General features: G+C 63.5%; 19 protein-coding genes and 1 tRNA gene. 5 read left to right on the top strand and 15 right to left on the bottom strand.

The features are described 5' to 3' along the window. Positions 1-4 precede the first annotated feature (4 nt). From MGMSRV2_RS20345 to rpe, 4 genes are read left to right on the top strand one after another with little or no spacing between them, the layout of a single operon-like run. Complete coding sequence (locus MGMSRV2_RS20345) at positions 5-961, top strand: phosphoribulokinase (RefSeq protein ID WP_024082269.1); 957 nt, start codon at positions 5-7, stop codon at positions 959-961. A 20-nt stretch (positions 962-981) separates the two neighbouring features. Then, a complete protein-coding gene (tkt, locus tag MGMSRV2_RS20340) occupies positions 982-2,979 on the top strand; it encodes a transketolase (RefSeq protein ID WP_024082268.1) in 1,998 nt (665 codons plus the stop codon). A 25-nt stretch (positions 2,980-3,004) separates the two neighbouring features. After that, positions 3,005-4,069, top strand: coding sequence for a class II fructose-bisphosphate aldolase (fba, locus tag MGMSRV2_RS20335; RefSeq protein WP_024082267.1), 1,065 nt, complete (start codon positions 3,005-3,007; stop codon positions 4,067-4,069). A 60-nt stretch (positions 4,070-4,129) separates the two neighbouring features. Continuing rightward, the gene (gene rpe / locus MGMSRV2_RS20330) at positions 4,130-4,780 is read left to right on the top strand and encodes a ribulose-phosphate 3-epimerase (protein WP_024082266.1); all 651 of its coding nucleotides are present in this window, start codon (positions 4,130-4,132) and stop codon (positions 4,778-4,780) included. Positions 4,781-4,825: 45 nt separating this feature from the next. Here rpe and MGMSRV2_RS20325 read toward each other — a convergent pair whose 3' ends face one another. The 11 genes from MGMSRV2_RS20325 to MGMSRV2_RS20275 all read right to left on the bottom strand — a co-directional run bounded on the left by MGMSRV2_RS20325 (position 4,826) and on the right by MGMSRV2_RS20275 (position 13,083). Beyond that, the gene (locus MGMSRV2_RS20325; RefSeq protein ID WP_024082265.1) at positions 4,826-5,263 is read right to left on the bottom strand and encodes a GNAT family N-acetyltransferase; all 438 of its coding nucleotides are present in this window, start codon (positions 5,261-5,263) and stop codon (positions 4,826-4,828) included. After that, positions 5,260-5,934, bottom strand: coding sequence for a polysaccharide deacetylase family protein (locus MGMSRV2_RS20320; protein WP_024082264.1), 675 nt, complete (start codon positions 5,932-5,934; stop codon positions 5,260-5,262). The genes MGMSRV2_RS20325 and MGMSRV2_RS20320 overlap by 4 nt, the downstream gene beginning before the upstream one ends. 2 nt (positions 5,935-5,936) lie before the next feature. Further along, positions 5,937-6,608, bottom strand: a complete 672-nt coding sequence (locus MGMSRV2_RS20315) for a glutathione S-transferase family protein (RefSeq protein WP_024082263.1) — start codon at positions 6,606-6,608, stop codon at positions 5,937-5,939. Positions 6,609-6,663: 55 nt separating this feature from the next. After that, complete coding sequence (ptsN, locus tag MGMSRV2_RS20310; protein ID WP_024082262.1) at positions 6,664-7,128, bottom strand: PTS IIA-like nitrogen regulatory protein PtsN; 465 nt, start codon at positions 7,126-7,128, stop codon at positions 6,664-6,666. Between the two features lie 189 nt (positions 7,129-7,317). Beyond that, entirely contained in the window at positions 7,318-8,811 is a 1,494-nt protein-coding gene (gene rpoN, locus MGMSRV2_RS20305) for an RNA polymerase factor sigma-54 (protein ID WP_024082261.1), read from the bottom strand. Between the two features lie 12 nt (positions 8,812-8,823). Further along, positions 8,824-9,588: an LPS export ABC transporter ATP-binding protein gene (gene lptB / locus MGMSRV2_RS20300; protein WP_052589140.1), complete on the bottom strand. Its 765-nt coding sequence runs from the start codon at positions 9,586-9,588 to the stop codon at positions 8,824-8,826. Positions 9,589-9,653: 65 nt separating this feature from the next. After that, positions 9,654-10,514 carry an LptA/OstA family protein gene (locus MGMSRV2_RS20295; RefSeq protein WP_024082259.1) on the bottom strand — a complete coding sequence of 287 codons (861 nt, stop codon included), beginning with the start codon at positions 10,512-10,514 and terminating at the stop codon, positions 9,654-9,656. Continuing rightward, positions 10,511-11,188: an LPS export ABC transporter periplasmic protein LptC gene (gene lptC / locus MGMSRV2_RS20290; protein ID WP_158497795.1), complete on the bottom strand. Its 678-nt coding sequence runs from the start codon at positions 11,186-11,188 to the stop codon at positions 10,511-10,513. The genes MGMSRV2_RS20295 and lptC overlap by 4 nt, the downstream gene beginning before the upstream one ends. Positions 11,189-11,204: 16 nt before the next feature. Continuing rightward, positions 11,205-12,188 carry a KpsF/GutQ family sugar-phosphate isomerase gene (locus tag MGMSRV2_RS20285; protein WP_024082257.1) on the bottom strand — a complete coding sequence of 328 codons (984 nt, stop codon included), beginning with the start codon at positions 12,186-12,188 and terminating at the stop codon, positions 11,205-11,207. Positions 12,189-12,294: 106 nt separating this feature from the next. Continuing rightward, complete coding sequence (locus MGMSRV2_RS20280; protein ID WP_024082256.1) at positions 12,295-12,906, bottom strand: ribonuclease D; 612 nt, start codon at positions 12,904-12,906, stop codon at positions 12,295-12,297. A 90-nt stretch (positions 12,907-12,996) separates the two neighbouring features. After that, a tRNA-Leu gene (locus tag MGMSRV2_RS20275) sits at positions 12,997-13,083 on the bottom strand. Positions 13,084-13,331: 248 nt separating this feature from the next. On the opposite strand from MGMSRV2_RS20275, the gene MGMSRV2_RS20270 reads away from it, so the two are divergent. Next, the gene (locus MGMSRV2_RS20270) at positions 13,332-14,315 is read left to right on the top strand and encodes a complex I NDUFA9 subunit family protein (protein WP_024082255.1); all 984 of its coding nucleotides are present in this window, start codon (positions 13,332-13,334) and stop codon (positions 14,313-14,315) included. A gap of 64 nt (positions 14,316-14,379) precedes the next feature. On the opposite strand, the gene MGMSRV2_RS20265 is transcribed toward MGMSRV2_RS20270, so the two are convergent. The 4 genes from MGMSRV2_RS20265 to MGMSRV2_RS20250 all read right to left on the bottom strand — a co-directional run bounded on the left by MGMSRV2_RS20265 (position 14,380) and on the right by MGMSRV2_RS20250 (position 16,494). Beyond that, on the bottom strand, positions 14,380-14,706 hold the full coding sequence (locus MGMSRV2_RS20265) for a YbjQ family protein (protein WP_024082254.1): 327 nt from the start codon (positions 14,704-14,706) through the stop codon (positions 14,380-14,382). A 75-nt stretch (positions 14,707-14,781) separates the two neighbouring features. Then, positions 14,782-15,015 (bottom strand): hypothetical protein, encoded by a 234-nt coding sequence (locus MGMSRV2_RS20260; protein WP_024082253.1) that lies wholly within the window; start codon positions 15,013-15,015, stop codon positions 14,782-14,784. Positions 15,016-15,096: 81 nt separating this feature from the next. Beyond that, a complete protein-coding gene (locus tag MGMSRV2_RS20255; RefSeq protein WP_024082252.1) occupies positions 15,097-16,257 on the bottom strand; it encodes a DNA polymerase IV in 1,161 nt (386 codons plus the stop codon). 33 nt (positions 16,258-16,290) lie between these two features. Next, a complete protein-coding gene (locus MGMSRV2_RS20250; protein ID WP_024082251.1) occupies positions 16,291-16,494 on the bottom strand; it encodes a hypothetical protein in 204 nt (67 codons plus the stop codon). Between the last annotated feature and the right edge of the window lie 100 nt (positions 16,495-16,594).

Raw genomic sequence — 16,594 nt, 5'->3', positions numbered from 1 at the left:
GCCGATGCCGTTTCTGCGCCCCGACAATCAGCCCATCATCCTTGGCGTGGTCGGCGATTCGGCTGCCGGCAAAAGCACCCTGGCCGGGGGCATCGCCGCCATCTTGGGGCAAGACCGGGTCGCGGTGCTGCAAGCCGACGATTATCACCGCCATTCCCGCGCCGAACGCCGCCGTATCGGCATCACCGCGCTGGACCCCGAGGGCAACCACGTGGACATCCTGGAGCAGCATCTGTGCCTGCTGCGCCGGGGCCACCCCATCCTGAAGCCGGTCTACAATCACAAGGACGGCACCTTATGCCCGCCGGCCCGGCTGGAGCCCAAGCCCTTCGTCATCGTCGAGGGCTTGCTGGCCTATCACAGCCGGATTTTGCGCGATTGTTACGACGTCAAGGTCTTCGTCGAGCCGGACGAGGATTTGCGCACCCGCTGGAAACAGGCGCGCGACTGTGCCGAGCGCGGTTATTCGCCCCAGGATGTGCGCTTGTCGCTGGACCGCCGCGAGGCCGATTCCTTGGCCCATGTGCAACCGCAACGCAGCTTCGCCGACATCGTCGTCCGCTTCGCCCCGTCCTCCGACACTCCCGGCGACATCTCCGACGGGGCCGATTCCCTGTTGAATGCCCGCCACTTGCTGCGCCCGACCCTGGCCCATCCCGATCTGGGGCCGGTGCTGGATGCCGGCGGCAAGGGCGGTTTCCATCTGGCCCTGGCGCGGGACAGCGACGGCAAGCCGGTGGATGTGTTGGACATTTCCGGTCGCATCGATGGCCGTCGGGCCAAGGCGGTGGAAGATCTGTTGTGGAGCCTGATCCCCGAGGCCAGCCATTTGCGTGCCCCCTTAGGCCGCTTCACCGACCGGGCCGGCCAGACCGCCACCAGCCACACCCTGGCCCTGTCGCAATTGTTGATTACCTACCATCTGGTCAAAGCCGCCCAGGGCTTGACCGGCACCCGTTAACCCATCCCAAGGACGAAACGATGACTGCATCCGTGCCCAATACCGCCACCCATGCCGAGATGGCCAACGCCATCCGTTTCCTGTCCATGGATGCCATCGAAAAGGCCAAGTCCGGCCATCCCGGCATGCCCATGGGCATGGCCGACGTGGCCACCGTTTTGTTCACCCGTTTCATGAAGTTCGACGCCAAATCGCCCAAATGGGCCGACCGCGACCGCTTCGTCCTGTCCGCCGGCCATGGCTCGATGCTGCTGTATTCGCTGGGGTATCTGACCGGTTACGATGACCTGGACATCGAGCAGATCAAGAACTTCCGCCAGCTCGGCTACCGCACCGCCGGCCACCCGGAATTCGGTCATGTCAGCAACGCCGACACCACCACCGGCCCCCTGGGTCAGGGCATCACCAACGCCGTCGGTTTCGCCCTGGCCGAGGCCATGCAGGCCGCCCGTTATGGCGCCGGCATCGCCAACCACTACACCTATGTCATCGCCGGTGACGGCTGCCTGATGGAAGGCATCAGCCAGGAAGCCATCACCCTGGCCGGCCACCTGAAGCTTAACAAGATGATCGTGCTGTGGGACGACAACCACATCTGCATCGACGGCGACACCGCGCTGTCCACCTCGGACGACCAATGCGCCCGCTTCGCCGCCGCCGGCTGGGCCACCGCCAAGATCGACGGCCATGACCCGGAACAGATCGCCAGCGCCATCGCGGCGGCGCGCAACGCGGACAAGCCGACCCTGATCGCCTGTCGCACCATCATCGGCAAGGGCGCCCCCAACAAGTGCGGTTCGGAAAAGGTCCACGGCGCCCCCTTGGGCGCCGACGAGATCAAGGCCGCCCGCGATGCCGCCAACTGGCCCTATGAGCCCTTCGTCATCCCCGATCACGTGCTGGCCGCCTGGCGTGCCGCCGGCAGCCGTGGCGCGGTCGAGCGCCAAGCCTGGGAAGGCCGTCTGAGCACCCTGGCCGCCGCGGTCAAGGCCGAGTTCAGCCGCACCCAGGAAGGCCGTCTGCCCGATGGCTGGCAAGCCGCCGTCCAGGCCTTCAAGGCCAAGATTTCCGCCGAACAGCCGAAGGTGGCGACCCGCAAGGCCAGCCAGGACGCGCTGGAGGTGCTGACCGCCGCCATCCCGGAAATGATCGGCGGCTCTGCCGATCTGACCCATTCCAACCTGACCAACACCAAGGCCTGCGCCCCGTCCATCGCCGCCGGCGCCTATGCTGGCCGCTACATCCATTACGGCATCCGCGAACACGGCATGGCGGCGGTGATGAACGGTCTGGCGCTGCATGGCGGTTTCATCCCCTATGGCGGCACCTTCCTGATTTTCGCCAACTATCTGTGGCCGGCGCTGCGCATGTCGGCGTTGATGGAACAGCGGGTTCTCTATGTGCTGACCCACGATTCCATCGGCCTGGGCGAAGACGGCCCCACCCATCAGCCGATCGAAACCATCGCCGCCCTGCGCGCCACGCCCAACACCTTGGTGTTCCGCCCGGCCGACGCGGTGGAAACCATGGAAGCCTATGAAGTGGCGCTGTTGAACCACAAGGGCCCCAGCTGCTTCGCCCTGTCGCGCCAGAACCTGCCGACCTTGCGCACCACCCACACCAGCGACAACCTGACCGCCAAGGGCGCCTATGTCCTGGTGGAAGCGGAAGGCAAGCGCCAGGTCACCTTGCTGGCCACCGGCTCGGAAGTGTCGCTGGCGCTGGACGCCCGCAAATTGCTGGCGGCCAAGGGGGTTCAGGCCGCCGTGGTGTCCATGCCGTGCTGGGAGCTGTTCGACCGGCAGTCAAAGGAGTATCGTGCTGAGGTCCTGGGTGACGGATGCGTGCGGGTCGCCGTCGAGGCGCTCACCACCTTTGGCTGGGAACGCTATGTCGGCCTGGACGGCGCGGTCATCGGCATGACCGGTTACGGCGCGTCCGCTCCGGCCGACAAGCTGTACGCTCATTTCGGCATTACCGCGGATGCGGTGGCGGACGCGGCCCTGGCCCGTCTGTAAAAGAATTCATAAGGGAGAATAAGAAATGCCTCTCGTTTCCATGCGCCAGCTCCTGGATCACGCCGCCGAACACGGCTATGGCGTCCCGGCGTTCAACGTCAACAACATGGAGCAGGTCAAGGCCATCATGGAGGCCGCTGCCGAAACCGACAGCCCGGTCATCCTGCAGGCCTCGGCGGGCGCGCGTAAATATGCCGGCGAGCCCTTCCTGCGTCACCTGATCCTGGCGGCGGCGGAAGCCTATCCGCATATCCCGGTGTGTATGCACCAGGATCACGGCACCAGCCCGGCGGTGAACATCCGCGCCATCCAGTCGGCCTTCTCGTCGGTGATGATGGACGGCAGCTTGCTGGAAGACGGCAAGACCCCGTCGGATTGGGATTATAACGTCGCCGTCACCCGCAAGGTGGTCGACCTCGCCCATGCCTGCGGCGTCTCGGTCGAGGGCGAGCTGGGCTGCCTGGGGTCGCTTGAAACCGGCATGGCCGGCGAGGAAGACGGTGTCGGCGCCGAAGGCAAGCTGGATCACTCCAAGCTGCTCACCGACCCCGACGAAGCCGCCGAATTCGTCAAGCTGACCAAGGTCGACGCCCTGGCCATCGCCATCGGCACCAGCCACGGCGCCTACAAGTTCACCCGTCCGCCCACCGGTGACGTGTTGGCCATCAGCCGCATCAAGGAAATCCACGCCCGCATCCCCAACACCCATCTGGTGATGCATGGTTCCTCCTCGGTGCCGCAGGACTGGCTGAAGATCATCAACGAAAACGGCGGTGATCTGGGCGAGACCTATGGCGTGCCGGTGGCCGAGATCGTCGAGGGCATCAAGCACGGCGTGCGTAAGGTCAATATCGACACCGATCTGCGCATGGCCGCCACCGGTTCGATCCGCAAATACATGGCCGAGAACCCCAAGAAGTTCGATCCGCGCGATTACCTGAAGCCGGCCATGGCCGGCATGAAGGGGATCTGCAAGGCCCGTTACGAAGCCTTCGGCACCGCCGGCAATGCCTCCAAGATCAAGCCGATCTCGCTGGAAGACATGGCCAACCGCTACGCCAAGGGCGATCTGGACCCCAAGGTCAACTAACCAAAAACAGGGCCGGGAAACGCCAATCCCGGCCCTGACTCTGTCTACAGGGAGACAACCATGTCCGTTCTGATCGCGCCGTCCATCCTGTCCGCCGATTTCGCCCAACTGGGCGCCGAGGTCAAAGCCATCGACGAAGCCGGCTGCGACTGGATTCACATCGACGTCATGGACGGGCATTTCGTCCCCAACCTGACCTTCGGCCCGCCGGTGATCAAGGCCATCCGCCCGTGGACCAAGAAGGTGTTCGATGTCCATCTGATGATCGACCCGGCCCAGCCGTACCTGGAAGATTACGCCAAGGCCGGTGCCGATCTGATCACCGTCCACGCCGAGGCCGACAAGCACCTGCACCGCTCGGTCCAGGCGATCAAGGCGCTGGGCAAGAAAGCCGGCGTCTCGCTTAACCCGCATACGCCGGAAAACGTCATCGAATACGTGCTCGACAGCATCGACATGGTGCTGGTGATGAGCGTCAATCCCGGCTTCGGTGGCCAAAGCTTTATCGACAGCCAATTAGAGAAGATCGCCCGCATCAAGCGCATGATCGCGGGCCGCGCCATCGACATCCAGGTCGACGGCGGCGTCACCGCCGACAATGCCTGGAAGGTGATGGAAGCCGGCGCCACCTGTCTGGTCGCCGGGTCCGCCGTGTTCAAGACCAAGGATTACGCCGCGAACATCGCGGCGATCCGTAATTCCAAGGGATGAAGGGGGGCGGGACTCCCCGCCTTCACCGCCTTAGCTGAAACAAGTCTAGCGCAAGCGCTTGCGCATCAGGATTTCGTCTTCGCCGACGCTGATCAGATCGTTCAGTTCGGCCTTTTCGACGAAGCCGTTGCGGCCATAGAAATCGCGCCCCCGGGTATTGAAGGCCGAGACGCAGACCCACAGATTGCCGCCATTCTGTCCCGCCGCCCAAGCCAAAAGCGCGCTGCCAATGCCTTGTCCCTGGCGCTCGGGCACCACCGCCAGCAATTCCACATAGGGGCCGCGAAGCCAGGGCGAACGCAGGCACAGCACGCCGACGGGGCGGCCTTCGTCTTCATAGACCATGCGCAGCAGGTTGCCGTCATCGCGGGTGAGATAGCCAGCCAGCCCATCGTCGGAAAAACCCAAGCGGCGCCACGGGTCCATATGGGCCAAGGCCTCGGCCAGAGCCGGGGCTTCCTGGGGGCGCAACGGGCGGATCATTTCAACACCTCATCCAGACGCACGAATTGAACATGGCGGGCCTTCAGGCCCTTAATGATGGCCGGCAGGGCAGTGGCGGTGGCCGGGGCGCGGCCATTGACATGAAAGATCAGAATATCGCCCGGGCGCGCTTTTGCCAGCACCCAGTTTTTCAGGGGGTCCGGTTTCAGCCCCGGCGCCGGATCGCCCGAGGCGAAGCTCCAATGCACGACCTTGTGGCCGGTGGCCTCGATTGTGGCCAAGGTGGCGGCATCGTAATTGCCGGCGGGAAAGCGGAAGAAACGCGGCTGCCGCCCGGTGATGCCAGCGATCACCGCATCGGTATCGGCCACCTGGGCGCGGACCTGATCGGGGCTCAGGCGTTCCATGTGCTGGGGGTGGTCGAAGGAATGGTTTTCCACCGCGACCAGCGGCGATCGGGCCAGTTCGGCCAATTGCGCCTGATTACGCTTGGCGAACAGGCCGGTGGCGAAAATGGTGTAGGGCAGTTTTTCGGCGGCCAGATAATCCAGGATCGCCTGATCGAAAAAGGCCGGCTTGTTGCGGGCCTCGCAGGCGTCGAAGGTCAGGGCGATGCGGGTTTCCCCCGCCGGCAGATGTTCGATCACCTCGGCCCGCGCGGTTGACGCGGCCAGCAAGAACACGGCGGCGAGCAGCCCCCAGCCCGTCATGATCAGAAATCCAGATCGGCGTAATGCTTTGGCGGCGGCACACCGGGCACATGGTCGGCCAGCAACAGGCGGAAGCTGGGGCGCGACTTGACCATGGCATACCATTCCTTGGCGCCGGGATGGCGGTCCCAGGGCACGTCGCCGATATAGTCGATGCAGGAAATCTGGGCGGCGGCGGCGGCATCGGCCAAGGTGAAATAGCCCCCGGCCAGCCAAGTCCGCCGCTCGGTCAGCCAAGCGATGTATTCCAGATGCTGATGGATATGGGCGAAACCGGCGCGGATGGCCCGCGAATCCGGCGCCCCCTTGACCGTGGTCAGCCGCTTGGTGACCTTTTCGTCCACCAGATTGCGGGTGACCTCGTCATGGAACTTGCGGTCGAACCACCCCACCAGCCGCCGCACTTCCGCCCGCGCCTCCGGCTCCGCCGGCAATAACGGCGAGTCGCGGTGGGTTTCGTCCAGATATTCGCAGATGGCGGTGGCGTCGCCGAAGATGGTGCCGTTCTGCTCGACCAGAACCGGCAGGTCGCCGCCGGGGCTGAGTTCCAGGAACTCGTCACGGCGTTCCCACGCCTTCTCGATCCGCTCATCGAATTCCAGCTTCTTTTCGGCCAGAACGATGCGGACCTTCCGCGAAAACGGGCATAGGGGGTAATGGTAGAGCGTCCTCATACGCTTCTTCTACCGCGTTTCACGCTGTAAGAACAGAGGGGGAAGACCTGACATATCAGGCGGCACGGCTGGCCGGCGATTCGGTCAGCAGGGCATAAAGCGCCTCGGGGCTGTCGGTGCCGCGCAGCTTTTCGCACACGCCCTTGTCGCGCAACAGCCGCGACACCCGGGCCAAGGCCTTGAGATGATCGGCCCCGGCGGATTCGGGGGCGAGCAGCAGGAAAATCAGATCGACCGGATGTTCGTCGATGGATTCGAAATTGATGGGGCGCTCAAGCCGGGCGAACAGACCGTACAGGCGATCCAAGGTGGCCAGCTTGCCGTGGGGAATGGCGATGCCGTTGCCGACGCCGGTGGTGCCCAGACGCTCGCGCTCCAGCAGCACGTCGAAGACGGCGCGTTCGTGCAAGCCGGTCAGGTCCGCCGCCTTCTTGGCCAAATCCTGCAGCGCCTGCTTTTTCGAGGTGGCGCGCAGATTGGGGATGACGGCAGCCGGAGTAATCAGGTCGGCGATGTCCATGAAGTATCTAACCCTATGGTTTAAGAGCAGATCCCCGAGGGAAGGCCACGCCTTCCGCATCGAACCAGCGCGGATCGCCATCCGCTGTTATTGGCCTCTTGTGGTCGCGGCATCGTTGGCCGTCAACCAGTTCAGGGAAGCGCCGGACCTTAATTCCGCTACACTTCCAAGTCAAGCATTCTAGGGTATTCACCCGCCCAACGCCTTTTCCCGCCGCCGCTGGACCGAGGAGGGGATGTTCATCCCTTCCCGGTATTTTGCCACCGTCCGCCGGGCGATGTCGATGCCTTCGCGCTTCAGGATGTCGACGATGCTGTCGTCGGACAGCACCGCCTTGCCCTCGGCCTCGATCAGCGCCTTGATGCGGTGGCGCACCGATTCGGCCGAATGGGCATCGCCGCCGTCATTGGAGCCGATCGCCTGGGTAAAGAAGTACTTGAGCTCGTAGATGCCGCGCGGTGTCGAGATGTACTTGTTGGAGGTCACCCGGCTGACCGTGCTTTCGTGCATGCCGATGGCCCCGGCGATGTCGCGCAGCACCAAAGGCCGCAGATGCTGGACACCGAGACGGAAGAAGGCGTCCTGCTGGCGCACCAGTTCCGCCGCCACCTTCAAGATGGTGGTGGCGCGCTGATGCAACGACTTCACCAGCCAATTCGCCGATTGAAAGCGTTCCGTCAGATAGGATTTGTCGTCGCGTTTGCGGGTCTGGTCGGCCACCTGGGTGTAATAGCGGGTGTTGACCAAAACGCGCGGCAAGGTGTCGGAATTAAGCTCTACCGCCCAAGCCCCGTCGGGGGTGCGGCGCATCAGCACGTCAGGCGTCACCGGTTGCGCCACCACGTGATCGAACCTGAGGGCCGGCTTGGGGTCCAGCGCCTTGATCTCGCCGATCATCTCGGTCAGATCCTCGGCGTCGATGGCGCACACCTTCATCAGCCCGACCAGATCGCGCCGCGCCAGCATTTCCAGGTTGTTCAACAGCGCCTGCATGGCCGGGTCCAGGCGGTTGCGCTCGGCCAGTTGCAGGGCTAGGCATTCCTTGAGCGAGCGGGCGAAGGCGCCGATGGGGTCGAAACGCTGGACCTTGACCAGCACCGCCTCGACAGCGGCGACGGAACAGCCCAGCTTTTCCGCCAGTTCGTCCAAGCTGCCGATCAGATAGCCCGATTCGTCCAGCATTTCGATCAGATGCAGGCCGATCAGTTTTTCCGCCGGATCGATGATGTCCATGTTCAACTGGGCGATCAGGTGGTCGCGCAGCGAAATCTCGCCGGCCACCGTCTGTTCCAGATTGTTTTCGCCATCGTCGAAACCGTGATGGCCGCCCGATTGCCCCCACTGGCCAAAGGCCTCGCCGCCGCCGATGCCGTCAGAGGCGCTGTCGTTGTTGTAGAGGTTGTCGTAATCCACATCCATGCCGTCTTCGGCGGACGACTGGGTCATGCCGTCCAGCATGGGCGGTTCTTCCGCCTGGGGCTGCATGTCCGGTTCCGGCGCCGGTTCCGGTTCACCCCGTTCGGCATCCTCGCGCTCGAGCAGCGGATTGCGCTCCAATTCCTGCTCGATGAAGGCGGTCAGTTCCATGTTGGACAATTGCAACAGCTTGATGGCCTGCTGCAATTGCGGTGTCATCACCAGAGACTGGCTTTGACGAAGATCGAGGCGGGGGGTCAGGGCCATGGAATCAGGTCATCACAGGCTGAACCGCTCGCCCAGATAGACGCGGCGAACGCCTTCATGGGCAACGATTTCCGACGGCCGTCCCTCCATCAGTACCACCCCGTCATGCAGGATATAAGCGCGATCGATGATATCCAGGGTTTCGCGCACATTGTGGTCGGTGATCAGCACGCCGATGCCGCGATCCTTCAGGTGCGACACCAGATCACGGATGTCGGACACGGCAATGGGGTCGATACCGGCCAAGGGCTCATCCAGCAAGATGAAATGCGGCTTGGACGCCAGGGCGCGGGCGATTTCGACGCGGCGGCGTTCGCCGCCCGACAGCGCCATGGCCGGGGCGCGGCGCAGATGCTCGATGGAAAATTCGGCCAGCAGCGAATCCAAGGCGGCCTCGCGGGTGGCTCGGTCGGGTTCAATGGCCTCCAGCACCGCCATGATGTTGCCTTCCACCGAAAGCCCACGAAAAATCGAGGCTTCCTGCGGCAGATAACCGATGCCCAGACGGGCGCGCTGGTACATGGGCAAGCCGGTGATGTCGTTGCCGTCCAGCATGATGGCGCCGGCATCGGGATTGATCAGGCCGGTAATGCAGTAGAAACAGGTGGTCTTGCCGGCGCCGTTGGGCCCCAACAGCCCCACCGCCTCACCGCGTTGGACCGAGATCGAGACATCGCGCAGCACCGCGCGGCGCTTAAAACGCTTGCCGATATTGTTGGCCACCAGCCCCGCATTGTCGGCCACCAGACGCGGCCCGGTCACACGGGGGCTGTCCATTTCGGCGGCTTGGGCCTGGTCCATCCGGTCGTCGGGTTCAATCCCGGTCATTCTGGTTTTGTCCCTTACCGCTGCTTGTCGACCGACGGACCGGCCCCCTTGAAGATGGCCCGGCGCTGATCCGGATTTTGCTTGTCGGGGGTGAAGGTGCCGCGCACCCGCGTTTCCCCCTGCCCGCCCGGCGGCTGACCGAACAGCTTGCTGATGCCGGTATTCAGATTGACGTGGGCATAGCCGCCGTTCAGTTCATTGCCGTCACGAATGATCTTAACCGAACCGGCGACGGTGGCGATACCGGTTTGCAGGTTGTAGTCGGAACGGTCGCCGGTCACCACCTCCTTGGGGGTGGTCAGCACCACGTGGCCATAGCCGTCGGCACGTTCCAGTTCCAGGCTGCCCTTGGCGCCTTCCTTGAAATGGGCGGTCAGGATGTCGGACTGAATCTTCTTGTCCTTCTGGATGGCCACCGCATCGCCACGCGCCACCGCCATGCGTTCCTTCTCCCAATATTCCAAGGTGTCCTTGGCGGTCACCTGATCGGTGGGAGTGACGATCTTGGCCGGATGGCCGCGCAACACGAAGATGGCCTTTTCCAGGTCATAGGTGGCCTTGGTGCCGGTGCCGGTCTCGGTCGGGGTGGTGATGGTGACGTTGCCATCGGCATCCAGGCGCCAGATTTCATTGCCGCCGGCGCCGTCGCGGTAATAGGCGGTCAGGCTGTCCGCGGTCACCGTCATGGTGCCGCGGGTGGCCTTGGCGTTGCCACGGGCGATGACGCGGGTGGCGTCGGATATCCATTCGATACCGTCATCGGCATAGACCTGAATTTCCTCGTTGTTGCCGCGCCCCAGGTTGAAGCCCTGCGCCCACGCCTGAACCGGCGCCAGCAGTACCGCCAGCAGAAGAACTACACCTCGCCCGATCATTTCTTCTGCCCCGCCTTTTTCAAAGTCATGCCCGACTGACCGATGACGACGATCTTGCGGCCCTCGTCGGTGATGCGGAAACCCTTGCCGTCCAATCGGCCCTGCGGCCCCTTGCCGGTCACCGCCTCGTGTCCCTCGGCGCTGGAATCCTTGAGATTGATGCGGGCGCGCTGGGTGTGCAACTCGTAGCCCTGATCATGATACAGATTGACGTCGCCTTCCAGGTCCAGCCATTGCTCGTGCTGGTAATAGGTGCCCAGGCGCGCCTCGATATAGACGCCGGCACCGCTTTGGGTGACGAAATCGGCCTTGGGATTGTCCAACACCACCACGCCGTTCTTGGGATCCTCCTCGGTACCCTTATCGGCGGTGACGGCGAACGGATTGTTGCGCTTGTCGATGCCCTGATAGCGGGCGTTGACCATGGACAGGTTTTCCACCGCGTCCGGCTTCAGATTGGCGAACCCCACCTGAAAGCGGTCATCACTGCCGCGCAATTGCGGCCACAAGCCCAGCAATACCAGCAGCACCAGGGCAGTGGCCGGCAGCGCCACCCGCAAGATGCCGACCCGGCGAGAATGGGCCCGATGCGCCACCGGCTTGACCGGATGCGGATGAGCCCGCTTGTACGGGGCGGCTTTGGGCCGCATATCGCTGTCGGCGCGCAGGTCCATGGCCGTCATCCTGACTTCACACCACCCCGGCCCGCAACAGATCGTGGACATGCAGGACGCCCAGGGGGCGCCCGTCCTCGACTACGAACAGGCTGGTAATGGATTTTTCGTTCATCACCCGCAACGCCTCGGCCGCCAGCAGACTGGGCAGAACCGTCTTCGGATTGCGGGTCATCACCTCGATGGCCGGCTGGCTCATCAGATCGGCACGCAGATGCCGGCGCAAATCACCATCGGTGATGATCCCGGCCAGCAAACCGTCGTCGCCGACCACGCCGACGCAGCCCAGGCTTTTGGCGGTCATTTCCAAGATCACCTCGGTCATTCCCGCCTGAGGCGAAACCAGCGGCAGGCCGTGACCGCCGTGCATGATGTCGGCCACCTTCAACAGCCGCCGCCCCAATTGGCCGCCGGGATGAAAAACGCGGAAATCGGCGGCGGAAAAGCCACGCCGGTCCAGCAAAGCCACGGCCAGGGCATCGCCCAAAGCCAGCATCATGGTGGTCGAGGTAGTCGGCGCCAAGCCGATGGAACAGGCCTCGGGCATGGGCGGCAGCACCAGGGCGATGTCGGATTCCACCGCCAGGGTGCTGGCGGCGCGCGAGGTGATGCCGATCAGCGGAATCTCGAAACGGCGGGTAAAGGCGATGATATCGGACAGTTCCGGCGTCTCGCCGGAATTGGAAAGCGCAATCACCGCGTCACTGGTGGTGATCATGCCCAGATCGCCGTGGCTGGCCTCGGCCGGATGGACGAAAAACGACGGCGTGCCGGTGGACGCCAAGGTGGCGGCGATCTTGCACCCCACATGACCCGACTTGCCCATACCCGACACCACCACCCGACCAACGACACCGGCAAGGGCGTCACAGGCGGCGACAAAGGCGTCGCCCAGCGAGTCCGACAACGCGGTCAGCGCCGTCGCCTCGGTGGCAAGGACACGACGAGCCGAAGCGAGATCGGCGGAAGCGGTGGAACCGTCGTGGACAGCAGTGTTCATGGCTTGGCCCTGGGACAGACTTGCAATCCCCGCGCCAAACACGGCCAGGGCGCTTAACTATACGAATCGAGCGGCCAAGCGGAAGGCAAAAGAACGGTTGACGTCATTAATGCGTGAAAACGTCCTGCTCGTCCCAGCCGGCCAAGTCCAGGGCGGCGCGGTCGGGCAGGAAGCGGAAACAAGCCTCTACCAGGGCGCGGCGACCTTCGCGGTCGAGCAGATGCTCGAGCCGGGCCTTCAACTGATGCAGGTACAACACATCCGAAGCGGCATAGGCCAACTGGTCGTCATTGAGCACCGGCGCCCCCCAATCCGAGGTCTGCTGCTGCTTGGACAAATCCACGCCCAGCAATTCGCGGCACAGATCCTTCAGGCCATGGCGGTCGGTGTTGGTGCGCACCAGCTTGGACGCCACCTTGGTGCACCAGACCGGTTCGCAGCGGATGCCCAGATACTTGGCGATCATGGCCAGGTCGAAGCGGGCGAAGTGGAACAGCTTGACCACCCCAGGGTCGGCCAGCAGGCGCTTGAGATTGGGAGCGTCGTAAGTACCGTCGGGAAAGTGCACCACGTGGGCATTGCCGTCACCCGCCGAAAGCTGGATCACGCACAGCCGATCGCGCACCAGGCTAAGGCCCATGGTTTCGCTGTCGATGGCGACGACCGGCCCCAAATCCACATGAGCCGGCAAATCACCGACATGATACTGGATAGACATGCGAACGGCTCCTTCAGGATATGCCCGAAGGAGCCGTTGGCAGGTGGCCCCTTGAGGGGCGTTTCCGACGCCGAAGCATCGGAAGCAGTATGGTGCCCAGGAGAAGACTCGAACTTCCACGACCTCACGGCCACACGGACCTGAACCGTGCGCGTCTACCAATTCCGCCACCTGGGCTAGGTGGTGCCTCTCTGGGTTACCCCGTTGAGCTGGCATCTCGTCGGGTCACCCCGTCGAGGCGCAGAGAAATATGCGACCAGCGCCCCCCTGTCAACCGACAAAAAAACAGGATTTGAAAAAAATTTCATCCACGCGGTTTTGCCCTCGCCTCGCCACCCTTGCCGCACCGGGCGGAAACGAATAGCCTTCACGGCAACAGACAAGTCGCCTGGTTGCAAGGCGGCATCAGGGATGCGGAGGTCCATATGAACCGGCAGGTGGTTACGGTTTTCGGCGGTTCTGGCTTCATCGGACGCCAGGTGGTCAAGCGTTTCGCCAAGGCGGGCTGGATCGTCCGCGCCGCCATGCGCGACACCATTGCCGGCGCCGTGCTCAAGCCCATGGGCGAGCCCGGCCAAGTCACCCCCATCCGTGCCGATATCACCGATCCCGCCGCAATCGCCGCCGCCGTCAACGGCGCCCAATGCGTGGTCAATCTGGTCGGCATCTTATTCGAAAAAGGCAAGTGCCGTTTCGACGCCATCCACACCCAAGGCGCCGCCAATGTCGCCCGCGCCGCCCGCGCCGCCGGGGTTCAAACCCTGGTGCACATGTCGGCGCTGGGCGCCGATAAGGGATCTGCCTCGGCCTATGCCCGCAGCAAGGCACTGGGTGAGGAAGCGGTGCTGGCCGCCTTCCCCACCGCCGCCATCATCCGCCCCTCGGTGGTGTTCGGCCCCGACGACGACTTCTTCAACCGCTTCGCCAAGCTGGCGCGGGTCTCGCCGGTGCTGCCGGTGTTCACTGCGGACGGTTTCAAACCCACCCACACCGAAAGCGGTTATGGCCTGGATCTGTTCGGGTCGGGCGGCCCGACCTTCCAGCCGGTCTATGTGGGCGATGTGGCCGACGCCATCTTCCGCGCCGCCACCGATACCGCCGCCGCCGGCAAGATCTATGAGCTGGGCGGCCCGCGCCGCTACACCATGAAGGAAATCATGGAGACTGTACGCGCCGGCACCGGCCTGTGCCGCCTGCTGCTGCCCCTGCCGTTCTTCGTCGCCGGCATCCAGGCGGCTTTCCTGAAATTCCTGCCGACACCGCCCTTGACGCCGGATCAGGTGATCCTGATGCGCAGCGACAACGTGGTGCGCGGCGGCAAGCCCGGCTTGGCCGAGCTTGGCATCACCGCCACCGCTTGCGAGGCCATCGTGCCGGCCTATCTGGCCCGCTTCGCCCCGACCAGTTAAGGCGACCGTGAAAAAGTCCCCTTAAAGCGAAGCGAAGGACTTTTCCACGGGCACCTGAGGCGGATCAACTGCCCAAGGTGACGGCAGTGCCGTTGACACTGACCATCAGCAAGGTCTTGCTGTCGCCGCCGATCACTTCGTAATCCAGATCGACACCGACCACCGCGTCGGCACCCAGGGCCTTGGCCCGCGCCACCATGTCGGCAATGGCTTGGTCCTTGCCTTCCTGCAACAGCTTCTCATAGGACGCCGAACGACCGCCGACGATGTCGCGGACCGAAGCGAACAGATCCTTGAAGATGTTGGTCCCGAGGACGGCATCGCCGGAGACGATCCCCAGATAGCCGGTGATGCGGGTACCTTCGACGGTTTCAGTCGTAGTGATGATCATGAACGTATCCTCCCCGGGCACCATCGCCCAATCTCAAAACAGGCAAATAGCACGGCGGCGGCGACGTTCAAGCCATCAGAACTCGGCGGCCTGCCGCACGTGCTGAAAACAATCGGGATCGAACAGCATGGACACGGCCACGGTCATGGCCCGAGCGCCGTTGCGCTCGACCAGACGGACGTGCCGGGGGATATCGGGATAGTCGAAAATACGTTCGACGATCCACTCGCCTCCATAGGTTCCGGCCTTGCGGAAAATATCGCCGGGAGCAACATCGTCGCCCCGAGCCCGGCGGCCAAACAGGCTCATGGTCCATTACCTTTCATTGAATGCCCAAATATATCCCCAAAACCACTCATACCGCGACCAACCAAGACTTGTCGAGAAGAGTTAAGGGCCAAAAAGATCAGGGGGATCAGCGTTATCACCTGAACATAAGTCGGCCACGCCAACGCCGATCAGGCGAAAGGCCCGCCCATCCGCTTCGCGTTCCAATAAAGATTGCGCTGTGCGCATTATGATATCCGCTCTCCGTGTGGGTTCGCTCAGACGATGGTTGCGCGTCAAAACCCGAAAATCCGACGCCTTCATCTTCAACACCACCGTGTGACCAGCCAGCCCGGCTTTGCCCAGACGGGCGGCAACTTTTTCCGCCAAGGGCAGCAAGGCCGCCAGCAAATCGGCAGGCCTGTGCATATCGTGCCGGAAGGTGGTTTCATTGGATACGCTTTTGGCCGGTCGATCGGGGATGATGGGTCGATTGTCCTCGCCTCGGGCCATGAGAAAAAGGTGACGCCCGAACTTGCCGAAGCGAGCGACCAGATCGGCCTCGGCCATTTTTTGCAATTGGCTGATGGTAGTGATACCGGCGGCTTCCATGCGGGCAGCGGTTGCCGCCCCCACCCCCCAGATGGCAGCGACCGGCAAACCGGCCAACTGCCCCACCGCCTCGGCCCGACCGATGACGGAGAAGCCGCGCGGCTTGTTGCGGTCCGAAGCCATCTTGGCCAAAAACTTGTTGTAGGACAGACCGACGGAAATGGTGATGCCGACCTGACGCTCGATGGCGCGGGCCAAGCGGGCCAGCAACACTGCCGCCGGGCGGTCGCTCAGCCGATGTTCAGGTGACAGATCGAGATAGGCTTCATCCAGGGACAAGGGCTCGACCAGGGGGGTGGCCTGCACCAGCAAGGCCCGGATGGCCTGGGACACGGCTTTGTATTTGGTCATGTCGGGGGGCACGACCACGGCGTCGGGACACAGTTCCAACGCCTTATACATGGGCATGGCCGAACGCGGACCATATTTGCGGGCGATATAACAGGCGGTGGTGACGACGCCGCGCCCGCCGGCATGGCCGACGATCAGCGGGCGATCGGCCAAGGCCGGATTGTCGCGCTTTTCCACCGAGGCGTAAAAAGCATCGCAATCCATATGGGCAATGGTGAGATCGAACAATTCGGGATGGGCGATGACCCTGGCCGAGCCGCACCGGGGACAATCGTCCCCGGACTTGAACGGGCGGCAGCAATCGCGACAAAGGGCGGGCATGGCCGCATCATAGCCCGGCGATGCCGGGGATGCCTAGCGTCGACCAGCGGCCTTGATGTCGGCTTCCAACTCGGCAATGCGCTTGGTCAGCGAGGTCTTGACTGCCTCGGCCGCCCAGGGCTTCAAGGCCGCCTGCTGTTCTTTCAACTGCACCAGCATGCGCTTCTTTTCATCCAAGGAACGCTTGATCGGCATGCGATCGGAATGCTGGCCGTCATGGCTACGAAATCCACTCATTGGCCGTCCTTTCCATGACTGACTCGGTTAGCGGGGGCGGGACCATGCCCCAACGGGGCGATCCCGGCAAGGGACAAAACAAAGACGGATACACGCCACC

Source organism: Magnetospirillum gryphiswaldense MSR-1 v2 (genome assembly GCF_000513295.1).
Lineage (GTDB): Bacteria > Pseudomonadota > Alphaproteobacteria > Rhodospirillales > Magnetospirillaceae > Magnetospirillum > Magnetospirillum gryphiswaldense.
The sequence above is the reverse complement of the archived record's forward strand: the minus strand, read 5'-3'. Positions and strand labels throughout refer to the sequence as shown.